Consider the following 15,761-nt stretch of genomic DNA (forward strand, 5'->3'; position numbering starts at 1 on the left):
GTGTGCCGGTCACGCAGAGAACACTATTTCTCGAGCATTTTAGGCGCTTGGGCACCATTGATTGGGCGGTTGACGGAGACTGTGCGACCTTTTTTTAGCCCTTTCTCGTAGTCAGCAGTAATATTTTTCATTGCTTCCTTGAGTTGCTTTTTGAAAGTTTCACGGTCAATGTTTTGAAACTCTTTATCGATGTAGTCATTGATCTTGTTTGCTGACTCTTCATCAGGCGTGATCACTGGGAGTTTTTCAAGAGCGCCCTCGACCCAACCAGAGACAAAGCTATTTACGCGACGAGTGACTTCTTGGCTTGAGGTGCCGCTTCCGGAGAAACCATTACGAAACTGCCCAGTCTGCTCGTTCATCTCTCGGTAGATGATATCAAACGCAAAGGCCGCAAAAATCGCACGATCGGCCTCACCAATAAACTCGACTTTTTTAAGGCCTTTATGGTTGAGTAGCACCGCCTCAACACCAAACTTGGTATTGATGCCACGAATGATGCGCAGCAGCGTCGAGCTGACGTTGGCCGGCAGCAAGTGAGAAGATAAGGTCTTACCCAGCTTGATAAACTCGATATCATCCTTGTCCAGACCATACTTCAACATCAAACGGTGAGCCATTTTGATCGCATTGGCTGCTTCATTGACGTTAGCAGAATTGCCCAGCTCTAAACACTTTGCAATTTTCTTTAAGGCTTTTTGTTTACTCATGGAGACTTTACAACAGACAAAAATGAAAGCCGCTAGTCTACCTTTTTTTGTCATTAAACGGAAATATTGCCAGCAAAAACCTCGATTGCTATGGTAGTTGCTTGGCAGATATTCCGAATAAACTTCTGATAATTAGCTTATATTCCAAGTTCATCTAGAAGGTCAGCAGATTCTTCACGAACGTTGGACGCTACAGGCATTTCAACCGAAGATTCACTCTGCGCTTGCTCGATGATGGCGTCGGGGCAGATCTCGTCGTCGGCCTCAAACTCCTCCATCTGGATAAATTCGGTTTTATCCATTGCTAGCTCAAGATAGAAGATGTTGTTCTCCTCAGTAGAGAAGGTCACTCGACGAACTTGCGGGCGGTCTAGATTGGTATCGACAGAGAGGATGACTTGCTTATTGATGGCCAACATTTTCGGTTGGTTTTGGGTGATATTGGTGCGCAGTTCATTGCGAATTTTAACCGTAAAATCGCCCACCAGTTGGTTCATCAGCTCACCAAGCACGTCGCCGACATCGTCGGAAGTATGCAATACCGCCAGATCATCTGCTGGCATACCCATGTTGATCATATATTTGCGGTATAGTTCAAGTGCCGCTTGAGAGGTAAAGTTGATCACGACTAAGCCGGAAAAACCACCATCAAACAAGACAAAACAGCCCAGATCGGGTTTAAGCGCCGTTTTATGGATTTTTTGCACCATTGCGGAATAAGAAACATCGGATGATGTGGCAGAGGTAAAGACTTGAGAGACCGATTGGCAGAGTTTGAGGAGGATATCTTCAGTAGTTATAACTTTGTTTTTTCGCATTTTTCCGCTCATGTTCTACGGCGATGATTGCCGTTTTTATCCATTTTTCGTCGAGTTGACGTACATATTAATGACAAGATGCATTTTGGCATCGTAATAGTGTTTTGAACACCTTTTTAAATGTTGTAAAGTGACGGAAATCAACATTTAAATACACATGGAAGCTTGGACCGACGTGTGTCCAAGGAGCAGGAAGCCTATGTTACCCAGACTGGATACCCAAATTGATATCGACCCGTTCGTGATGTCGTTTCTCGAACAACTACAACAGCATGGTTTTAGTGGTGATATCGAATCCCACTACTCTAGCCGCCTTGCAGTCGCCACCGACAATAGTGTATATCAGCAACTCCCGCAGGCCGTGCTGTTCCCACGCACGACGACGGATGTCGCGCTGATCGGCAAGCTAGGTAGTCAACCTGAGTTCGAACGCGTGACTTTCTCCCCTCGAGGCGGAGGCACGGGTACCAATGGTCAGGCATTGACTAAGGGCGTGGTAGTGGATCTTTCTCGTCATATGAACAAGGTGTTGGAGATTAACCATGAACAAGGCTGGGTTCGGGTACAGACCGGCCTGATTAAAGATCAGCTCAACGACGCCGTTAGACCGCATGGTTTCTTTTTCTCGCCAGATTTATCAACCAGCAACCGAGCAACGATAGGCGGGATGATCAACACGGATGCATCGGGTCAGGGGTCGTTAAAATATGGTAAGACGTCCGATCATGTCTTATCGCTGCAAGCCGTTTTAGCCGATGGCTCAGTAATTGAGTCTGACGCTGTGTCTGGGCTTATCCCTGACCAAGATGGCTTTGCCTATCAAGCAGTGTCTGTCACCGAATCCATCTGCCGCGAGTATCGTCCACAAATTGAGGCCAAGTTCCCAGCTCTCAATCGCTTTTTGACTGGTTATGACCTCAAGAATGCTTTGGATGAGCATAACGACTTTAACCTGACACGAGTGTTGTGTGGTGCAGAGGGATCACTGGCATTTATCACCGAAGCCAAGCTCAACCTCACCCCAATTCCTAAAGCGCGTACCCTGGTTAACGTTAAGTACGACAGCTTTGACTCTGCACTACGTAACGCATCAGTCATGGTTGAAGCCAACGCATTGTCGGTTGAAACTGTCGATTCCAAAGTTCTTAATCTCGCCAAGCAGGATATTGTCTGGCATACCGTGTGCGATCTGTTTACTGAGGTGCCGGGGCAGGAGATGCTTGGCATTAATATGGTGGAATACGCCAGTGACAGCATCGAGGATAACCAAGCGCAGGTTGCTAAGTTGTGCGCCAAGCTTGATGAGCTGATGGCGGCGAATCAGGCCGGGATCATCGGCTATCAGATCTGCGATGATTTATCTGGCATAAACCGTATCTACAATATGCGCAAGAAAGCCGTCGGACTTCTCGGTGCTACCAAGGGTAAGGCGAAACCGGTGCCGTTCGCTGAGGACACCTGCGTGCCACCTGAAAACTTAGCGGACTTTATTGCCGAGTTTCGTGACTTATTAGACAGCCAGCAGCTCTACTACGGAATGTTTGGTCACGTCGATGCTGGGGTGTTGCATGTGCGACCAGCATTGGATTTGTGTGACCCGCGTCAAGAGGCCTTGATGCATGAAATCTCGGACCAAGTCGTTGCGTTGGTGGCGAAATATGGCGGTTTGATGTGGGGCGAGCATGGCAAGGGGTTTCGCTCTGAGTATGGACCTGAATTCTTCGGTGAAGAGCTGTTTACGCAATTGCGCCGCGTTAAAGCAGCGTTTGATCCACAAAATAAAATGAACCCTGGCAAGATCTGCACACCGCTCGATAGTCAAGCCGAGCTGGTTAAAGTCAGTGACACCAAGCGAGGGTATTTCGATCGTCAGATTGACGTGAAAGTACGTGACAGCTTCAAGGCGGCAATGGAATGTAACGGCAACGGGCTGTGCTTCAACTATGACGTGGCCTCACCGATGTGTCCGTCGATGAAGGTGATGGCCGATAGACGACATTCGCCCAAAGGACGAGCTGGCTTGGTTCGCGAATGGCTGCGTCAACTGTCTGAGCAGGGGATAGATATCCTTGACCTCGAGCAGCGCAGCCTAAATGCCCCAGTTAGCATCAAGAAAATGCTCAACCGGGTGCGCAATACTCTCAATAAACGCCATGAGTATGACTTTTCACATGAAGTTTTTGAGGCCATGAACGGGTGTCTAGCCTGTAAGGCGTGTGCCAGTCAGTGTCCGATCAAGGTCGACGTACCAAGCTTTCGCGCGCGTTTCTTGAATGCTTATTACACGCGCTATCAGCGCCCGGCCAAAGATTATCTAGTGGCGAATATCGAAGCCTTGCTGCCAGTAATGGGGGCGATGCCAAAGGTAACAAATACGGTGTTGCGTCAGCCATGGGTGCAAAAGCTCACAGAGAAATCGATTGGTTATGTGGACACGCCGCTGTTATCCGAACCGAATTTGAAACAGCGTAATCATGCTTATCAAGAGTTTGATCTTCAAGCGATCCGCAAGACGCCTGTGAGTGAGCGCGACAACTATGTTCTGGTGGTACAAGACCCGTTTACCAGTTACTACGATGCTGAAGTGGTCGAAGACTTGTGTCTGTTGATTAGGAAATTGGGTAAACAACCGGTGTTATTGCCGTTTAAACCTAACGGTAAAGCCCAACATATCAAGGGCTTTTTACGCCAGTTTGCTAATGGCGCACAGGACACGGCAAGCTTCTTACAAAGCCTATCGGGTCTAGGCATCCCGATGGTGGGTGTCGACCCGGCTTTGGTGCTTTGTTATCGCGATGAGTATAACGAGATATTAGGGGATGAACGTGGCGACTTTGAGGTACTTACGGCTCATGAGTGGTTGTTGCCACGACTAGAATCGTTCAGTCAGCATGTTGCTGCAGATGAGCCTTGGTACCTGTTCGCCCACTGTACCGAGAAGACCAAGCTGCCCAATGCAGAGAAAGAGTGGGGGACGATCTTTAGTCATTTTGGTGCGGCGTTGATATCCGTTCCGGTTGGCTGCTGTGGTATGGCAGGGACGTTTGGTCATGAGTTGGATAAACTTCAAGCCTCCAAAGATATCTTTGGCCTGAGCTGGCAGGGGCAACTAGAGCGCTTACCGAAAGATCGTTGTATGGCGACTGGCTACTCTTGTCGCAGTCAAGTTAAGCGTCTGGCGCACGCTAAGCTACAGCATCCAGTTCAGGCATTGCTGCAGCATCTTACTTAAGGCGTTCATTCTCAAAAACAATAACGCAAGCCGCTATCCGTCTGTAGCGGCTTTTCTATACTTGGAAATAACTCGTATTTAGTTAGGTATCAAAAAGGCCATTGGCACCTAACGCAGTCTGTCACCAAGCATCACGGCAATGGTAGCGACCTTTGCCTTGCCGGTGACTAAATTTCTAAGGATAGAATAATGAAGCAGCAAGTTTATTGGCTACCCGCCGTTTTAGGCCTGGGATTAATCGGTCCATTTGCTTTGGCGGAGGGCGTTTCCGTCGAGGCTCCACAAGCGAGGATTATTAGCGGCGAGGACGCCCCAGACAATGCCTATCCCTACATCGGCGCCCTAATATTTAACGGTCTCAGTGCGAGCAGTGGCTTGCGCTGTGGGTCGAGTTATCTCGGCGGTCGATATGTACTCACCGCAGCCCACTGTGTCGATGATGTCAGCGCCGATCAAGTGGATGTGCTTTTTGGCGTCAACGATTTGGACAGAGAGGCCCAGGGAACTCGTGTCTCGGTGGTTAACATCTATCTGCATGAGAACTTCAATGCCAGCCGCTTGTTGTATGATATCGCGGTATTGGAGCTAGAGCGCAGTCTGTTACCCAGTGAGGCAACACCGACCACTCTCTCCAATCAAGGCCGCCTGAATGAGTTGTATATGAACGGTGATGTGACTTTAACAGTCGCTGGATGGGGAACCACCACCCCTGAGGGGCCTACAGTGTTGCCCGACACTCTACAGCAAGTCGATGTCAAGTTAGCCAGTCTCCAAGAGTGTCGCAATGTGTTTGGCAGTGTACCAGAGCAGAATTTTTGTGCTGGTACGCCCACGGAAGGCGAAGATAGCTGTCGGGGAGACAGCGGTGGCCCGATTGTGGTCAAGGCAACAGGCGAGCAGTTAGGCTGGGTCAGTTGGGGTGATGAGCGCTGTGGCCGCGCGGGCACCTACGGTGTTTATGCTGATGTTGGGTATTTTGAAGACTGGTTGTCGCGCTTTCGAACTGGCCTGAGCTATACCCAAAGCGAACATCTGGGTTTTCAGAGCCTATCGTCTACTAACCACACTTTTGAATTTAGTAACATTGGCAATAGTGTTGTTGAATTTGAACAGTTCAATTTGAGTAGTGATGGTGAGGGGCAAGCGAGCATTACAGAGAACACCTGTGACACCTTCGGTTCGTTACAAGTAAATGAGAGCTGTCAGGTCGTGGTGCGGTTTGAAATTGATACACTAAGACAGTATCAGAATGAGTTGACGATCAATTATCAAAGCAATGGAGAAAGTTTTAATATTGCCAGTGCGGTGAGCTATGAGGGAGTTAGGGTTGCCGATCAGTCTCTCAAAGATTCAGTTGGGCAACTGGGCGAGCAGGTCTTTGTCAACGGTAACCCATGGCAAGCGGTTGAAAATGGTATGCAATCGGCATTGATTGGTGATAACCAAGAATCTGTTGTGGTGCTTGATGGACTGCCGATGGGGTACTTGAGCTTCGATGTTGACGTTTCGAGCGAGCTAAACCTCGACGAGTTAAACATTGATGTGAATGATTTCGAGCAATCCCGTCTCTCTGGAACGCAGCAAACTCGGCTTGAGCTGGACCTTCCTCGAGAGAGCAACTCAGTACGCTTTGCTTATCTCAAGGATGCAAGCGGTACGGTAGGTGACGACCGCGCGGCAGTGACCAATATAACTTGGAGTCGAACATCATCAAGCAGTTCTGGTTCGTCTTCGGGGGGTGGTGGAGGTGCCATCAACTACTGGTGGTTTATGCTCCTCGGCTTCCCAGCGCTGCGCAGAGTACGCGACTGGCGCAACAAGCAAGGATAACACAAGGGCTCCGAATCGGAGCCCTTGTGTTATGTGTTGGGGGGATGTTTAGTCAGTTTAGAAAAAGCAATTTAAGCGGCGTCGTCAACCTGAGCTAGAAACGCAGCTTTACGCTGATTAAAGCGCTCGACAAGCTCATCGACCAATTCGGCGCAATAGGGCTTTAGTCCGCTCGCTACCATACGTTTTTTCCCGCGACCGATGATCTGTTGATCTTCTTTAAAGGCAAAATTCATTGTGACAACACCGCGTTTGCCCTCAACGTCGAAGGTTGCACCGGTAAACTCAACCTCAGGGTGACTGATATCAAGGCGGTCAAATTCCACTTCCATGCTCTCGTAAATGACCAGTGGACGTTGGCAGTTGATCATCATCTTCTGCTGCTCCATTAGTGGCACCATGATATGTGGAAAATTCATCCCTGAGAACTTTACATAGCTTTTAATCACATGCTCGATCAGGTCTTGGCTGCGTGAGACCTCGCCACCGCGCGACATGTGCAGGTACTCTTTACCTTGTTTATCGACCAGTGAAGCGTCGTTATCACCTTTATCAACAACACTGAGTTCGACCCCGTCATTCACCATACCGGCAAAGTCGAAGCGCATCTTTTGGCTGATCCCTTCTTTTTGCAACAACACTGAAAACAGTAGATCGCCTGGCACACAAAAGCGCTTGTTATCCTCATCGTGGATTGGGTTAAAGTCCCCGGCGACGAGTTTGGCAAAGTGACTGGCTTGTTGGCGCGTGAAGACGACATTTTGGTCTTGCGTTGAAAAATAGGGCTCTAGAAACATAATCCGTTCGTATCGTTGTATTGTGACAGAAAGATTATAACCAGATTATTTCGGTAAATGGTCTATCCAGTAAGAGCAGAGGCGGGAGGCGAGATCGGGCTTTGCCCTGCGAGAGGCGAGGAGTGTGGTGTAGGTGGATAGTTTGTTTGAGCCTTGGAGTCTTACGTGCGTTGAGTATTTTTGCTGTAGAAAAGGAGGCTGGCGCCTCCTTTTCGGGGTGCTTGGGCGCTAATCACGCTTCCATAGCATGTGACAGAACTTATTCTCTGGGTCACGACTGACAAGCATACGAGCAAAGACGTCATCGAGCTTATCATCCGCCTCATTCACCAGGCCAATACGAACCTCGGCAAAAGTCTCATCGACCTCAAAGCCTACGTGAGCGACCCAGTCATCGCCGGTTTCGACGATTTCGGCTGCGCCGCGGTCATCGAACTGAGCGGTGAATAGGATCACGTCGGCTGGCTCAAGGTTATCAGGGGCCATCTCTAAGAAGATGTCGTAGGCGATGTCGATGACGTCATCGTAAGAAATCAGTTCGCTCATAAGATTAAGCTCGGCTCATGTATTTGCGTTCTGCCGTGTTGATCACAATGCGATCACCAGTAGCAATGTATTCAGGTACTTGTACAGTGAGACCCGTCGGTAGGCGAGCAGGTTTAGTACGTGCTGACGCTGATGCGCCTTTGATTGAAGGGTCAGTCTCTTCAATCACCATCTCAACTGAAGATGGCAGTTCAATCGCGACGGCATTACCATCAACGAGAACAATGTGTAGACCTTGGATCTCTTCGGTAATGAACAGTAGGTCATCAGCAATGTCTTCTTCTTTGAAGGTGTATTGAGTGTAATCTTCATTGTCCATAAAGATGTACTCGTCGCCGTCAACGTAAGAGAAAGCAGAAGCGCGCTTGTTCATCTCAACGGTATCAACCACGTCATCAGATTTGAAACGCTCGTCGACACGTGCACCTGTGTTTAGGTCAGTACAACGAAGCTTGTAGATCTTGGCGCCACCACGGCCACCAGGAGTGGTGACTTCGATGTCTTTAATCAGTAGGGTTTTACCGTTAGATTCGATTGCGAATCCTTTTTTAAGTTCACTTGCCCTTGGCATGGATATTACCTCTTGTTATCGATGGGCTAAGTATAACCCTGAGTATTAGCAATAGGAAAGGCTTGAACAAATAGCCTTTCTGATTCACCATTAATTACTAGTATTATTAGCCGCTTAGTTTGTTCAATGCTTGCTCAATCCCAGTTTACATTTCAACCAGAATACCAATCGGCTGTCGAAGACGCGCTGCGTTTTTTTAAGGCTGGGCTTGGGACCAATTTGCATAGCTTTTATGTGTACGGCAGCGTTGCGCGCCAGCAGGCCGTCGTGGGTCGCTCCAATTTGGATATTGTGGTGATCACCCATCGCCCCTTTGATGATCAGCGCACAACCTTACTTAACACTATCCAGTGGCGCTTTCAGCGCAGCTTTGGTCATATCAAAGGGCTCAACGTAAAGACAGTGTTAGCCAAAGAGGTGGTGAGTTTAGACAGCATCTTCTCTTGGGGGTTTCTGTTGCGCCATTGTTGTCAGTGCCTCTATGGTGAAAACTTGGCGGAGTGCTTTGGCGATTATGTCCCGAGTTGGGAAATAGGCAAGTTCTGGAATAATGATGTCGCTAGCTGGGTAAAGATTTATCGACAGAAAATCGCCCAAGCCAGCACTGGGGCGGCGCAAGCACAGGCGCAGGTCATGATCGCCAAAAAGTTATTGCGCGCGAGCTACAGCCTGGTTATGCATAAACACCAACGCTGGATTGATTCACCAGCCGAATGCGGCGAAGTATTCTTGAGCTATTACCCTGATAAGCAAGTTGAGATAGAGCGGTTGGGGATCTTGCTCTCTGGCAGAGTGATCCCCAAGCGGTCGGTGGTCGGGCTATTGGATAGTTTTGGTGACTGGCTCGTCAAAGCCTATCAGCGTACTGAGTTCAAAATTGGCTAGCCCTGAACATAGTACTACCAGCTTATTGTTCGCTACCAGCGTTAGAACAAGCCTAACTGTGGCTCACTAAGCTGCTTAAAGTCATAACCAACAAACGGCAAAATAGCATCGGCAACCGGTTTTAACTGCTTGTCGATATAGTGTTGGTAGTCAATCGCGCTTTCGAGATAATCCTTGGGCTCGGGGCCATTGATGGTGATGAGATATTCGATCCGGCCACGATTTTGATACTGTAACGGTCGGCCGAGCTGTGCATTTTTCTCATCGGCAATGCGCGCGGCTCTCACCTGTGGTGGAATATTCTTTTCATAATCTCCAAGCTTACGTCTCAGGCGCTTTTGATACACCAGTTGATGGTCAAACTCTCCAGCTTGAGTGCGCTCAACCATCTCTCGTACATAACTTGAAGGGTCCTGGTCGTTAAATACCATCATATACAGAGTGTGTTGAAAATCTTGTGCCAGCGGCGTCCAGTCAGATCGTGCACTCTCTAACCCTTTAAAGATAATTTCTGCTTTACCTTGCTTGTCGATAAGCCCAGCGTAGCGTTTTTTCGAGCCAGTCTCAGAGCCACGAATGGTGGGCATAAGAAATTTACGATAATGGGTCTCATACTCCAGCTCGAGATAGGAGCTAATACCAAAGCGCTGACTGAGTTCAGACTGCCACCAGGCATTGATCTCTGTCACCAACCGCTGGCCGATTTCATTGGCTTCAGGCTGCGAATAGGCACGATTAAGCGCAACAAAGGTTGAATCGGTATCACCATAAATCACCTGATAGCCGCGCTCTTCAATCAGGTGCTTGGTGGTTTTCATGATCTCATGGCCGCGCATAGTAATGCTTGAGGCGAGCCGGGTGTCGAAAAATCGGCAACCGGAGGAGCCGAGTACGCCGTAAAAGGAGTTCATAATGATCTTTAGTGCTTGAGAAAACGCAGGCTCGTTATTACGCTTGGCGACATCACGAGCTTGCCAAATCTGTTCCACCATCTTGGGTAAAAAGTGTTTTTCACGATGAAATTGACCACCCCGAAAGCCCTCGATTGCCGTATCAGGTTGATTGCCGATGTCGAGTTTAAGCCCCTCGATCAGCCCAAGTGGGTCAATTAAAAATGAACGAATAATGGAAGGATAAAGACTCTTATAATCGAGCACCAATACCGAGTCATACAGATTGGGCAGAGAGTCCATCACGTAGCCCCCAGGCGATGCGATCCAATTCTCGGGGTGCAGGTTGGGCGCCACATAGCCAGCACGATGCAGTTGTGGCAGATATAAGTTGGTAAACGCCGCCACAGAGCCGCCGAAGCGCTCGAGTTCAAGACCTGTGAGCCGAGCGCGCTCAATGGCGAACTCAAGAAGGTGCGTGTGAGAAAAAATGCGATTAACCAGCACGCAATCTTGCAGGTTGTATTTTGCCAGTGAGGGTTTGTCGTGGCGATACATATGATTGATCTCTTCCATGCGGTCAAACACGTTGTGGATCGCCTTTCCCTCTCCAAGTAGCTCCTGAGAGACCGACTCCAGTGACCATGAACGGAAGTGATAGGTGGCACTCTTGAGCATATCGATGCCATCAATCACGACTCGGCCCGGTATCGAGATGAAACCTTGTTGATTGTTGCCAGAGCGGAAAAAGGCCTTGCGACCGCTGCGACCGAGTGACAATGTCACGCTATTCCACTGTGCGCGTCGATCAAGCAGGCGAAAATCAAAATCAACTACGTTCCAACCGACGATAACATCAGGGTCAAATTGGGCAAACCAGCGATTAAGCGCATGCAAAAGTGCCTTTTCATCGGCGACCCACTCAATCGCTGTGTCAGCCGGCTCTGGTGTGCCGACCATGATCACACGGCTATCACGCTCACAGTCTAGCCCGATTGAGTACAAAAGACCTTTCTCCGAGCACTCGATATCAAGTGATACCACACAAAGGTCAGGCTTATAGTCACCACTGCGACACCTCGCTTGAGTGATCCTTTGATAGCCGTGGCGTTGCTGCCCATGGCCAGTAAACTCGATGCCGCCTTTGATAAACCGTTCCATAAGGTAACGTTCGGCAAGGCGAATATCAGACTCAAAAGTAGGGATATCGTGACTTTCAAGCTGCTGAGCCGCAGCTTGCGCTTGAGAAATAGTGCTGAAATAACAAGCGCAAAGAGTTTCGTCATCAAACGTTCGCAGTGCAAGTGGCTTAATCTCGCACTCGATGCCTTGTGCGGTAAACAGTGCGTCGGCATCCAAACGATGCACTTGGGTAATAAAAAACGTCGGTTTCTCACCCTCGATCTCGAGTTGGACAGGGCCGTTGGCAGTTGCGAGCCACAGCTCAATAATGGTTTGATTGCCGCGATCACGGGCTTGTCGGGTTAGCACGAAGCCTTGGTTGATGTTCAATCGTATCTCAAACTACACTTAGGGTATTCTCTTGGTGGATGGTATCAAAAATAATTGATCAAAAGCGATTTTTTGTCGGTATAAACAGCCCATACAAAACGAGTTTGTCGACACTTTTGCGCAGTAAAGCTTGCTAAAAAGTGCATTTAGGAGCATAGTCGATGGAAGCAAATTCTTTCCAATGGGTTTATATGGCGAACCAAACTGCCGACCATTCTTTGCGGTTAGCGGTGCCAAACCAAAGTATTAGTGTGGAGATACAAGAGTGATTAGTGTTTTCCTTGTAGATGATCACGAGCTGGTTCGCACAGGGATACGACGTATTATTGAAGACGTCCGTGGAATGAACGTAGCAGGGGAAGCTGAAAGCGGTGAGGAAGCAGCAAAATGGTGTCGTAGCAATCATGCAGATGTCATTTTGATGGATATGAACATGCCAGGAATCGGCGGTTTAGAAGCAACGAAGAAGATTCTGCGCTTCAATCCAGATGTGAAAATCATTGTTCTTACCGTTCATACAGAAAATCCGTTCCCAACTAAGGTCATGCAAGCTGGTGCTGCAGGATACTTAACCAAGGGAGCGGGGCCAGACGAAATGGTCAATGCGATCCGAGTGGTGAATAGTGGTCAGCGCTATATCTCGCCAGAGATCGCACAACAGATGGCGCTGAGCCAATTTTCTCCAGCGTCGGAAAATCCATTTGAGGATCTGTCTGAGCGTGAGCTACAGATCATGATGATGATCACCAAAGGGCAGAAGGTGACTGATATTTCGGAGCAGCTCAATCTGAGCCCGAAAACGGTCAACAGTTATCGCTACCGATTGTTTAGTAAGCTAAACATTGGTGGTGATGTTGAGCTGACCCACCTTGCCATCCGTCACGGCATACTGGATGCTGAGACGCTGTAGTATTAAATAACGACCGCTATTCCTAGCGGTCTTTTTTGTTAAACGACCCAACCAATGTCTGATTCTCAATCCTCACCTCAAGCCAATCTGCCATTTGACTCGACTGCGTTTTTAAAAACGGTCACCAGTCAGCCGGGCGTCTATCGTATGTATAACCTCGATGCTGAGGTGATTTATGTTGGTAAGGCAAAAGACCTTAAAAAACGCCTATCGAGTTACTTTCGCGCCAAGATCGACAGCGAAAAAACCCGTGCTTTAGTCAGCCATATCGCCAAGATTGATGTAACAATTACCCATACTGAAACCGAAGCGCTAATCCTCGAGCATAACTACATCAAGCAGTATCTGCCTAAGTACAACGTCCTACTTAGGGACGATAAATCCTATCCATTTATTTTTCTTAGTGGTCACCAACATCCGCGGGTATCGATTCACCGCGGCGCCAAAAAGAAAAAAGGCGAGTACTTTGGTCCCTACCCAGATTCTGGTGCAGTGAGAGAATCCCTCCATCTGGTGCAAAAAATCTTCCCAGTGCGTCAGTGCGAGGACACGGTTTACAGCAATCGCACCCGGCCTTGCTTGATGTATCAAATTGGTCGCTGCGCTGGGCCTTGTGTGTCATCGGTGATCTCCACTGAAGATTATCAGGAGTTGGTCAGCGATTTAAGGCTGTTTTTGCAGGGCAAAGATCAGCAGGTACTCAGTTTGCTGGTGGATAAAATGGAGAAAGCCAGTATGGCGCTGCGTTTTGAAGACGCGGCGCGCTACCGCGATCAAATCCAGGCAATCCGTCGAGTGCAGGAGCAGCAGTTTGTCTCTGAGGACTCGAGTGAAGATATGGATGTGCTGGGCTTTGCGATTGAGAGTGGCGTGGCGTGTGTGCATATCTTGATGATTAGACAAGGTAAGATCCTTGGTAGCCGCAGTCATTTCCCCAAAATACCCGCCAATACCGATCGCAGTGAGGTGTTTGATAGCTTCCTGACTCAGTACTATCTCGCTCACAATGAGGCGCGCACACTACCTACTCGAGTGCTGCTTACCTCAGGTTTGAGTGATGATATTGATTCCATTTCGCAAGCGGTGAGTGAGATTGCGGGCCGCCGAGTGTATTTTCAGGTCAACCCAACAGGAACGCGTGGTCGTTATTTAAAGCTGGCCAATACCAATGCACTGACTGCGATTACCACTAAGATTAATCACAAAATGACGATTAATCAGCGTTTTACTGAGTTGCAAGAGGTGTTAGGGACAGAGTCACTCACCCGTATGGAGTGTTTTGATATTTCCCATACCATGGGAGAGAGCACCATCGCTTCATGTGTCGTCTTTAATCGTGAGGGGCCATTGAAGCAGGAGTACCGCCGCTACAACATCACCGGGATTACCGGTGGAGATGATTATGCCGCGATGGCGCAGGCGCTTGGGCGCCGTTACTCAAAGCAGCTTGATGTTGATAAAATTCCTGACGTGATTTTTATTGATGGCGGTAAGGGTCAGCTGAATGCTGCACTGGATACGATTGAAAAATTTTGGCAAGACTGGCCGAAACGTCCAAGTTTGGTGGGTATTGCTAAAGGGGTAACGCGTAAGCCAGGGTTGGAAACCTTGATCACCGATCATGGCGATGAGTTCAATCTGCCATCCGATGCGCCCGCTTTGCACCTAATGCAACACATCCGCGATGAGAGCCACAACCATGCGATTGCAGGTCACCGAGCCAAGCGTGGAAAAACGCGCCGAACCAGTGCGTTAGAGGGCATCGAAGGAATAGGCCCGAAGCGTCGTCAAGCGTTGCTGAAATACATGGGCGGTTTGCAAGAGTTAAAACGTGCAACTGTCGAAGAAATCGCCAAAGTGCCGGGGATCAGTCATTCTTTGGCAGAAAACATCTATCAGGCATTGAAACAATAACGAAAATCTCGCACCATAACGCGAAGTTGATAAGAGCCCAAAAAAATTATGCGTTTAAATATTCCTAACATTCTGTCTTTACTACGACTCTTTCTGATCCCAGTATTCATTGTCGCTTTCTATCTGCCTTACAGCTGGGCGCCGTTCGCTGCAGCGATGATCTTTCTAATCGCGGGAATAACAGACTGGTTAGATGGTATGTTGGCAAGAAAACTTGGCCAAACCTCTCGTTTTGGTGCTTTTATCGACCCGGTTGCTGATAAAGTCTTGGTAGCCGCCGCGCTTATCTTGATCACAGAACACTACCACTCAATCTGGGTGACCATTCCAGCTGTTACTATGATTGCCCGTGAAATTATTATCTCAGCACTACGCGAGTGGATGGCAGAAATAGGCAAACGCGCTAGCGTCGCGGTCTCATGGGTAGGTAAGGTTAAAACGGTCTCACAAATAGTGGCCCTGTTGTTCCTGATCTGGCGATTCGACGAGTGGATGGTTTGGATTGGCTACGTCGGCCTCTATGTCGCCACCGTCCTCACTTACTGGTCGATGTTCCAGTACTTAGCGGCAGCGAAGGATGATTTGCTGAGCGAAGAGAATATGTAAAAAAGCGAGCCGAGATGGCTCGCTTTTTTATTCCCCTTTGGGGAAGAGGCGAGAAGCGAGATCGCGTTGCTGCGAGAGGCGAGGGGTACTAATCTCGATTCTCGGCTCTCGCTTCTCGACTCTCAAAAGTGTTTTCCTCCACACCCACAGCGCCCGCTAACTGTAGGTAATTCAAGCAAAATGTGTGATTTTTATCACTTTTGATTGGATATTGTTCAAACGGATAAAAAAAACAAAAAAACGTTTGACTCGAACCGCGGTTTCCGTAAAAATGCATCCCGTACCCAAGAGGAGCGGTTAAGTTTCTCGAAGCGGTTTGAAGGCGTGTTGGCAGAGTGGCTATGCAGCGGATTGCAAATCCGTGGACCTCGGTTCGACTCCGGGACGCGCCTCCATTTGCGACACTAGCTCAGTTGGTAGAGCGCAACCTTGCCAAGGTTGAGGTCACGAGTTCGAACCTCGTGTGTCGCTCCAATTTTGTATTGGAGTGGATAAAGCATCACTTCAATAATGATAGCGATTCCCATGAGGGTCGATATC

Annotated in this window: 12 protein-coding genes and 2 tRNA genes; 8 read left to right on the forward strand and 6 right to left on the reverse strand. The window is 48.7% G+C overall.

What is annotated here, in order from left to right:
- Nucleotides 1-23: 23 nt before the first annotated feature.
- A complete protein-coding gene (locus ACZ5R2_RS08280) occupies nt 24-710 on the reverse strand; it encodes a DUF2786 domain-containing protein (protein WP_438460060.1) in 687 nt (228 codons plus the stop codon).
- A 137-nt stretch (nt 711-847) separates the two neighbouring features.
- Nucleotides 848-1,528, reverse strand: coding sequence for a DUF3334 family protein (locus ACZ5R2_RS08285; protein ID WP_464901816.1), 681 nt, complete (start codon nt 1,526-1,528; stop codon nt 848-850).
- 199 nt (nt 1,529-1,727) lie between these two features.
- On the opposite strand from ACZ5R2_RS08285, the gene ydiJ reads away from it, so the two are divergent.
- Nucleotides 1,728-4,760, forward strand: coding sequence for a D-2-hydroxyglutarate dehydrogenase YdiJ (gene ydiJ, locus ACZ5R2_RS08290; RefSeq protein WP_464901817.1), 3,033 nt, complete (start codon nt 1,728-1,730; stop codon nt 4,758-4,760).
- 189 nt (nt 4,761-4,949) lie between these two features.
- The gene (locus ACZ5R2_RS08295) at nt 4,950-6,590 is read left to right on the forward strand and encodes a trypsin-like serine protease (protein ID WP_464901818.1); all 1,641 of its coding nucleotides are present in this window, start codon (nt 4,950-4,952) and stop codon (nt 6,588-6,590) included.
- Between the two features lie 71 nt (nt 6,591-6,661).
- Here ACZ5R2_RS08295 and ACZ5R2_RS08300 read toward each other — a convergent pair whose 3' ends face one another.
- The 3 genes from ACZ5R2_RS08300 to yeiP all read right to left on the reverse strand — a co-directional run bounded on the left by ACZ5R2_RS08300 (nt 6,662) and on the right by yeiP (nt 8,504).
- Complete coding sequence (locus ACZ5R2_RS08300) at nt 6,662-7,387, reverse strand: DUF3581 domain-containing protein (protein WP_464901819.1); 726 nt, start codon at nt 7,385-7,387, stop codon at nt 6,662-6,664.
- Nucleotides 7,388-7,615: 228 nt separating this feature from the next.
- On the reverse strand, nt 7,616-7,933 hold the full coding sequence (locus ACZ5R2_RS08305; protein WP_438460075.1) for an HI1450 family dsDNA-mimic protein: 318 nt from the start codon (nt 7,931-7,933) through the stop codon (nt 7,616-7,618).
- Between the two features lie 4 nt (nt 7,934-7,937).
- Nucleotides 7,938-8,504 (reverse strand): elongation factor P-like protein YeiP, encoded by a 567-nt coding sequence (yeiP, locus tag ACZ5R2_RS08310; protein ID WP_438473488.1) that lies wholly within the window; start codon nt 8,502-8,504, stop codon nt 7,938-7,940.
- Between the two features lie 126 nt (nt 8,505-8,630).
- Here yeiP and ACZ5R2_RS08315 point away from each other — a divergent pair, with 126 nt between their 5' ends.
- Nucleotides 8,631-9,389, forward strand: coding sequence for a nucleotidyltransferase domain-containing protein (locus ACZ5R2_RS08315; protein WP_464901820.1), 759 nt, complete (start codon nt 8,631-8,633; stop codon nt 9,387-9,389).
- Between the two features lie 41 nt (nt 9,390-9,430).
- Here ACZ5R2_RS08315 and ACZ5R2_RS08320 read toward each other — a convergent pair whose 3' ends face one another.
- The gene (locus ACZ5R2_RS08320; protein ID WP_464901821.1) at nt 9,431-11,791 is read right to left on the reverse strand and encodes a DNA polymerase II; all 2,361 of its coding nucleotides are present in this window, start codon (nt 11,789-11,791) and stop codon (nt 9,431-9,433) included.
- 265 nt (nt 11,792-12,056) lie between these two features.
- Between ACZ5R2_RS08320 and uvrY the strand changes: the two genes are divergently transcribed.
- The 5 genes from uvrY (at nt 12,057) to ACZ5R2_RS08345 (ending at nt 15,695) form a co-directional block, all read left to right on the forward strand.
- Nucleotides 12,057-12,701: a UvrY/SirA/GacA family response regulator transcription factor gene (uvrY, locus tag ACZ5R2_RS08325; protein ID WP_438460081.1), complete on the forward strand. Its 645-nt coding sequence runs from the start codon at nt 12,057-12,059 to the stop codon at nt 12,699-12,701.
- Between the two features lie 54 nt (nt 12,702-12,755).
- Nucleotides 12,756-14,615, forward strand: a complete 1,860-nt coding sequence (gene uvrC, locus ACZ5R2_RS08330) for an excinuclease ABC subunit UvrC (protein ID WP_464901822.1) — start codon at nt 12,756-12,758, stop codon at nt 14,613-14,615.
- A gap of 48 nt (nt 14,616-14,663) precedes the next feature.
- Complete coding sequence (gene pgsA / locus ACZ5R2_RS08335) at nt 14,664-15,221, forward strand: CDP-diacylglycerol--glycerol-3-phosphate 3-phosphatidyltransferase (protein WP_464901823.1); 558 nt, start codon at nt 14,664-14,666, stop codon at nt 15,219-15,221.
- Nucleotides 15,222-15,542: 321 nt separating this feature from the next.
- Nucleotides 15,543-15,616, forward strand: a tRNA-Cys gene (locus tag ACZ5R2_RS08340).
- Between the two features lie 3 nt (nt 15,617-15,619).
- Nucleotides 15,620-15,695, forward strand: a tRNA-Gly gene (locus ACZ5R2_RS08345).
- Nucleotides 15,696-15,761 lie beyond the last annotated feature (66 nt).

The sequence above is a fragment of the Vibrio sabulosilitoris genome, from assembly GCF_055391395.1.

Bases quoted from the DNA above. Each gene is read 5' to 3' on its own strand.
- ACZ5R2_RS08280 (WP_438460060.1), bottom strand. From the start codon at position 710: ATGAGTAAACAAAAAGCCTTAAAGAAAATTGCAAAGTGTTTAGAGCTG.
- ACZ5R2_RS08285 (WP_464901816.1), bottom strand. From the start codon at position 1,528: ATGCGAAAAAACAAAGTTATAACTACTGAAGATATCCTCCTCAAACTC.
- ydiJ (WP_464901817.1), top strand. From the start codon at position 1,728: ATGTTACCCAGACTGGATACCCAAATTGATATCGACCCGTTCGTGATG.
- ACZ5R2_RS08295 (WP_464901818.1), top strand. From the start codon at position 4,950: ATGAAGCAGCAAGTTTATTGGCTACCCGCCGTTTTAGGCCTGGGATTA.
- ACZ5R2_RS08300 (WP_464901819.1), bottom strand. From the start codon at position 7,387: ATGTTTCTAGAGCCCTATTTTTCAACGCAAGACCAAAATGTCGTCTTC.
- ACZ5R2_RS08305 (WP_438460075.1), bottom strand. From the start codon at position 7,933: ATGAGCGAACTGATTTCTTACGATGACGTCATCGACATCGCCTACGAC.
- yeiP (WP_438473488.1), bottom strand. From the start codon at position 8,504: ATGCCAAGGGCAAGTGAACTTAAAAAAGGATTCGCAATCGAATCTAAC.
- ACZ5R2_RS08315 (WP_464901820.1), top strand. From the start codon at position 8,631: ATGCTTGCTCAATCCCAGTTTACATTTCAACCAGAATACCAATCGGCT.
- uvrC (WP_464901822.1), top strand. From the start codon at position 12,756: ATGTCTGATTCTCAATCCTCACCTCAAGCCAATCTGCCATTTGACTCG.
- pgsA (WP_464901823.1), top strand. From the start codon at position 14,664: ATGCGTTTAAATATTCCTAACATTCTGTCTTTACTACGACTCTTTCTG.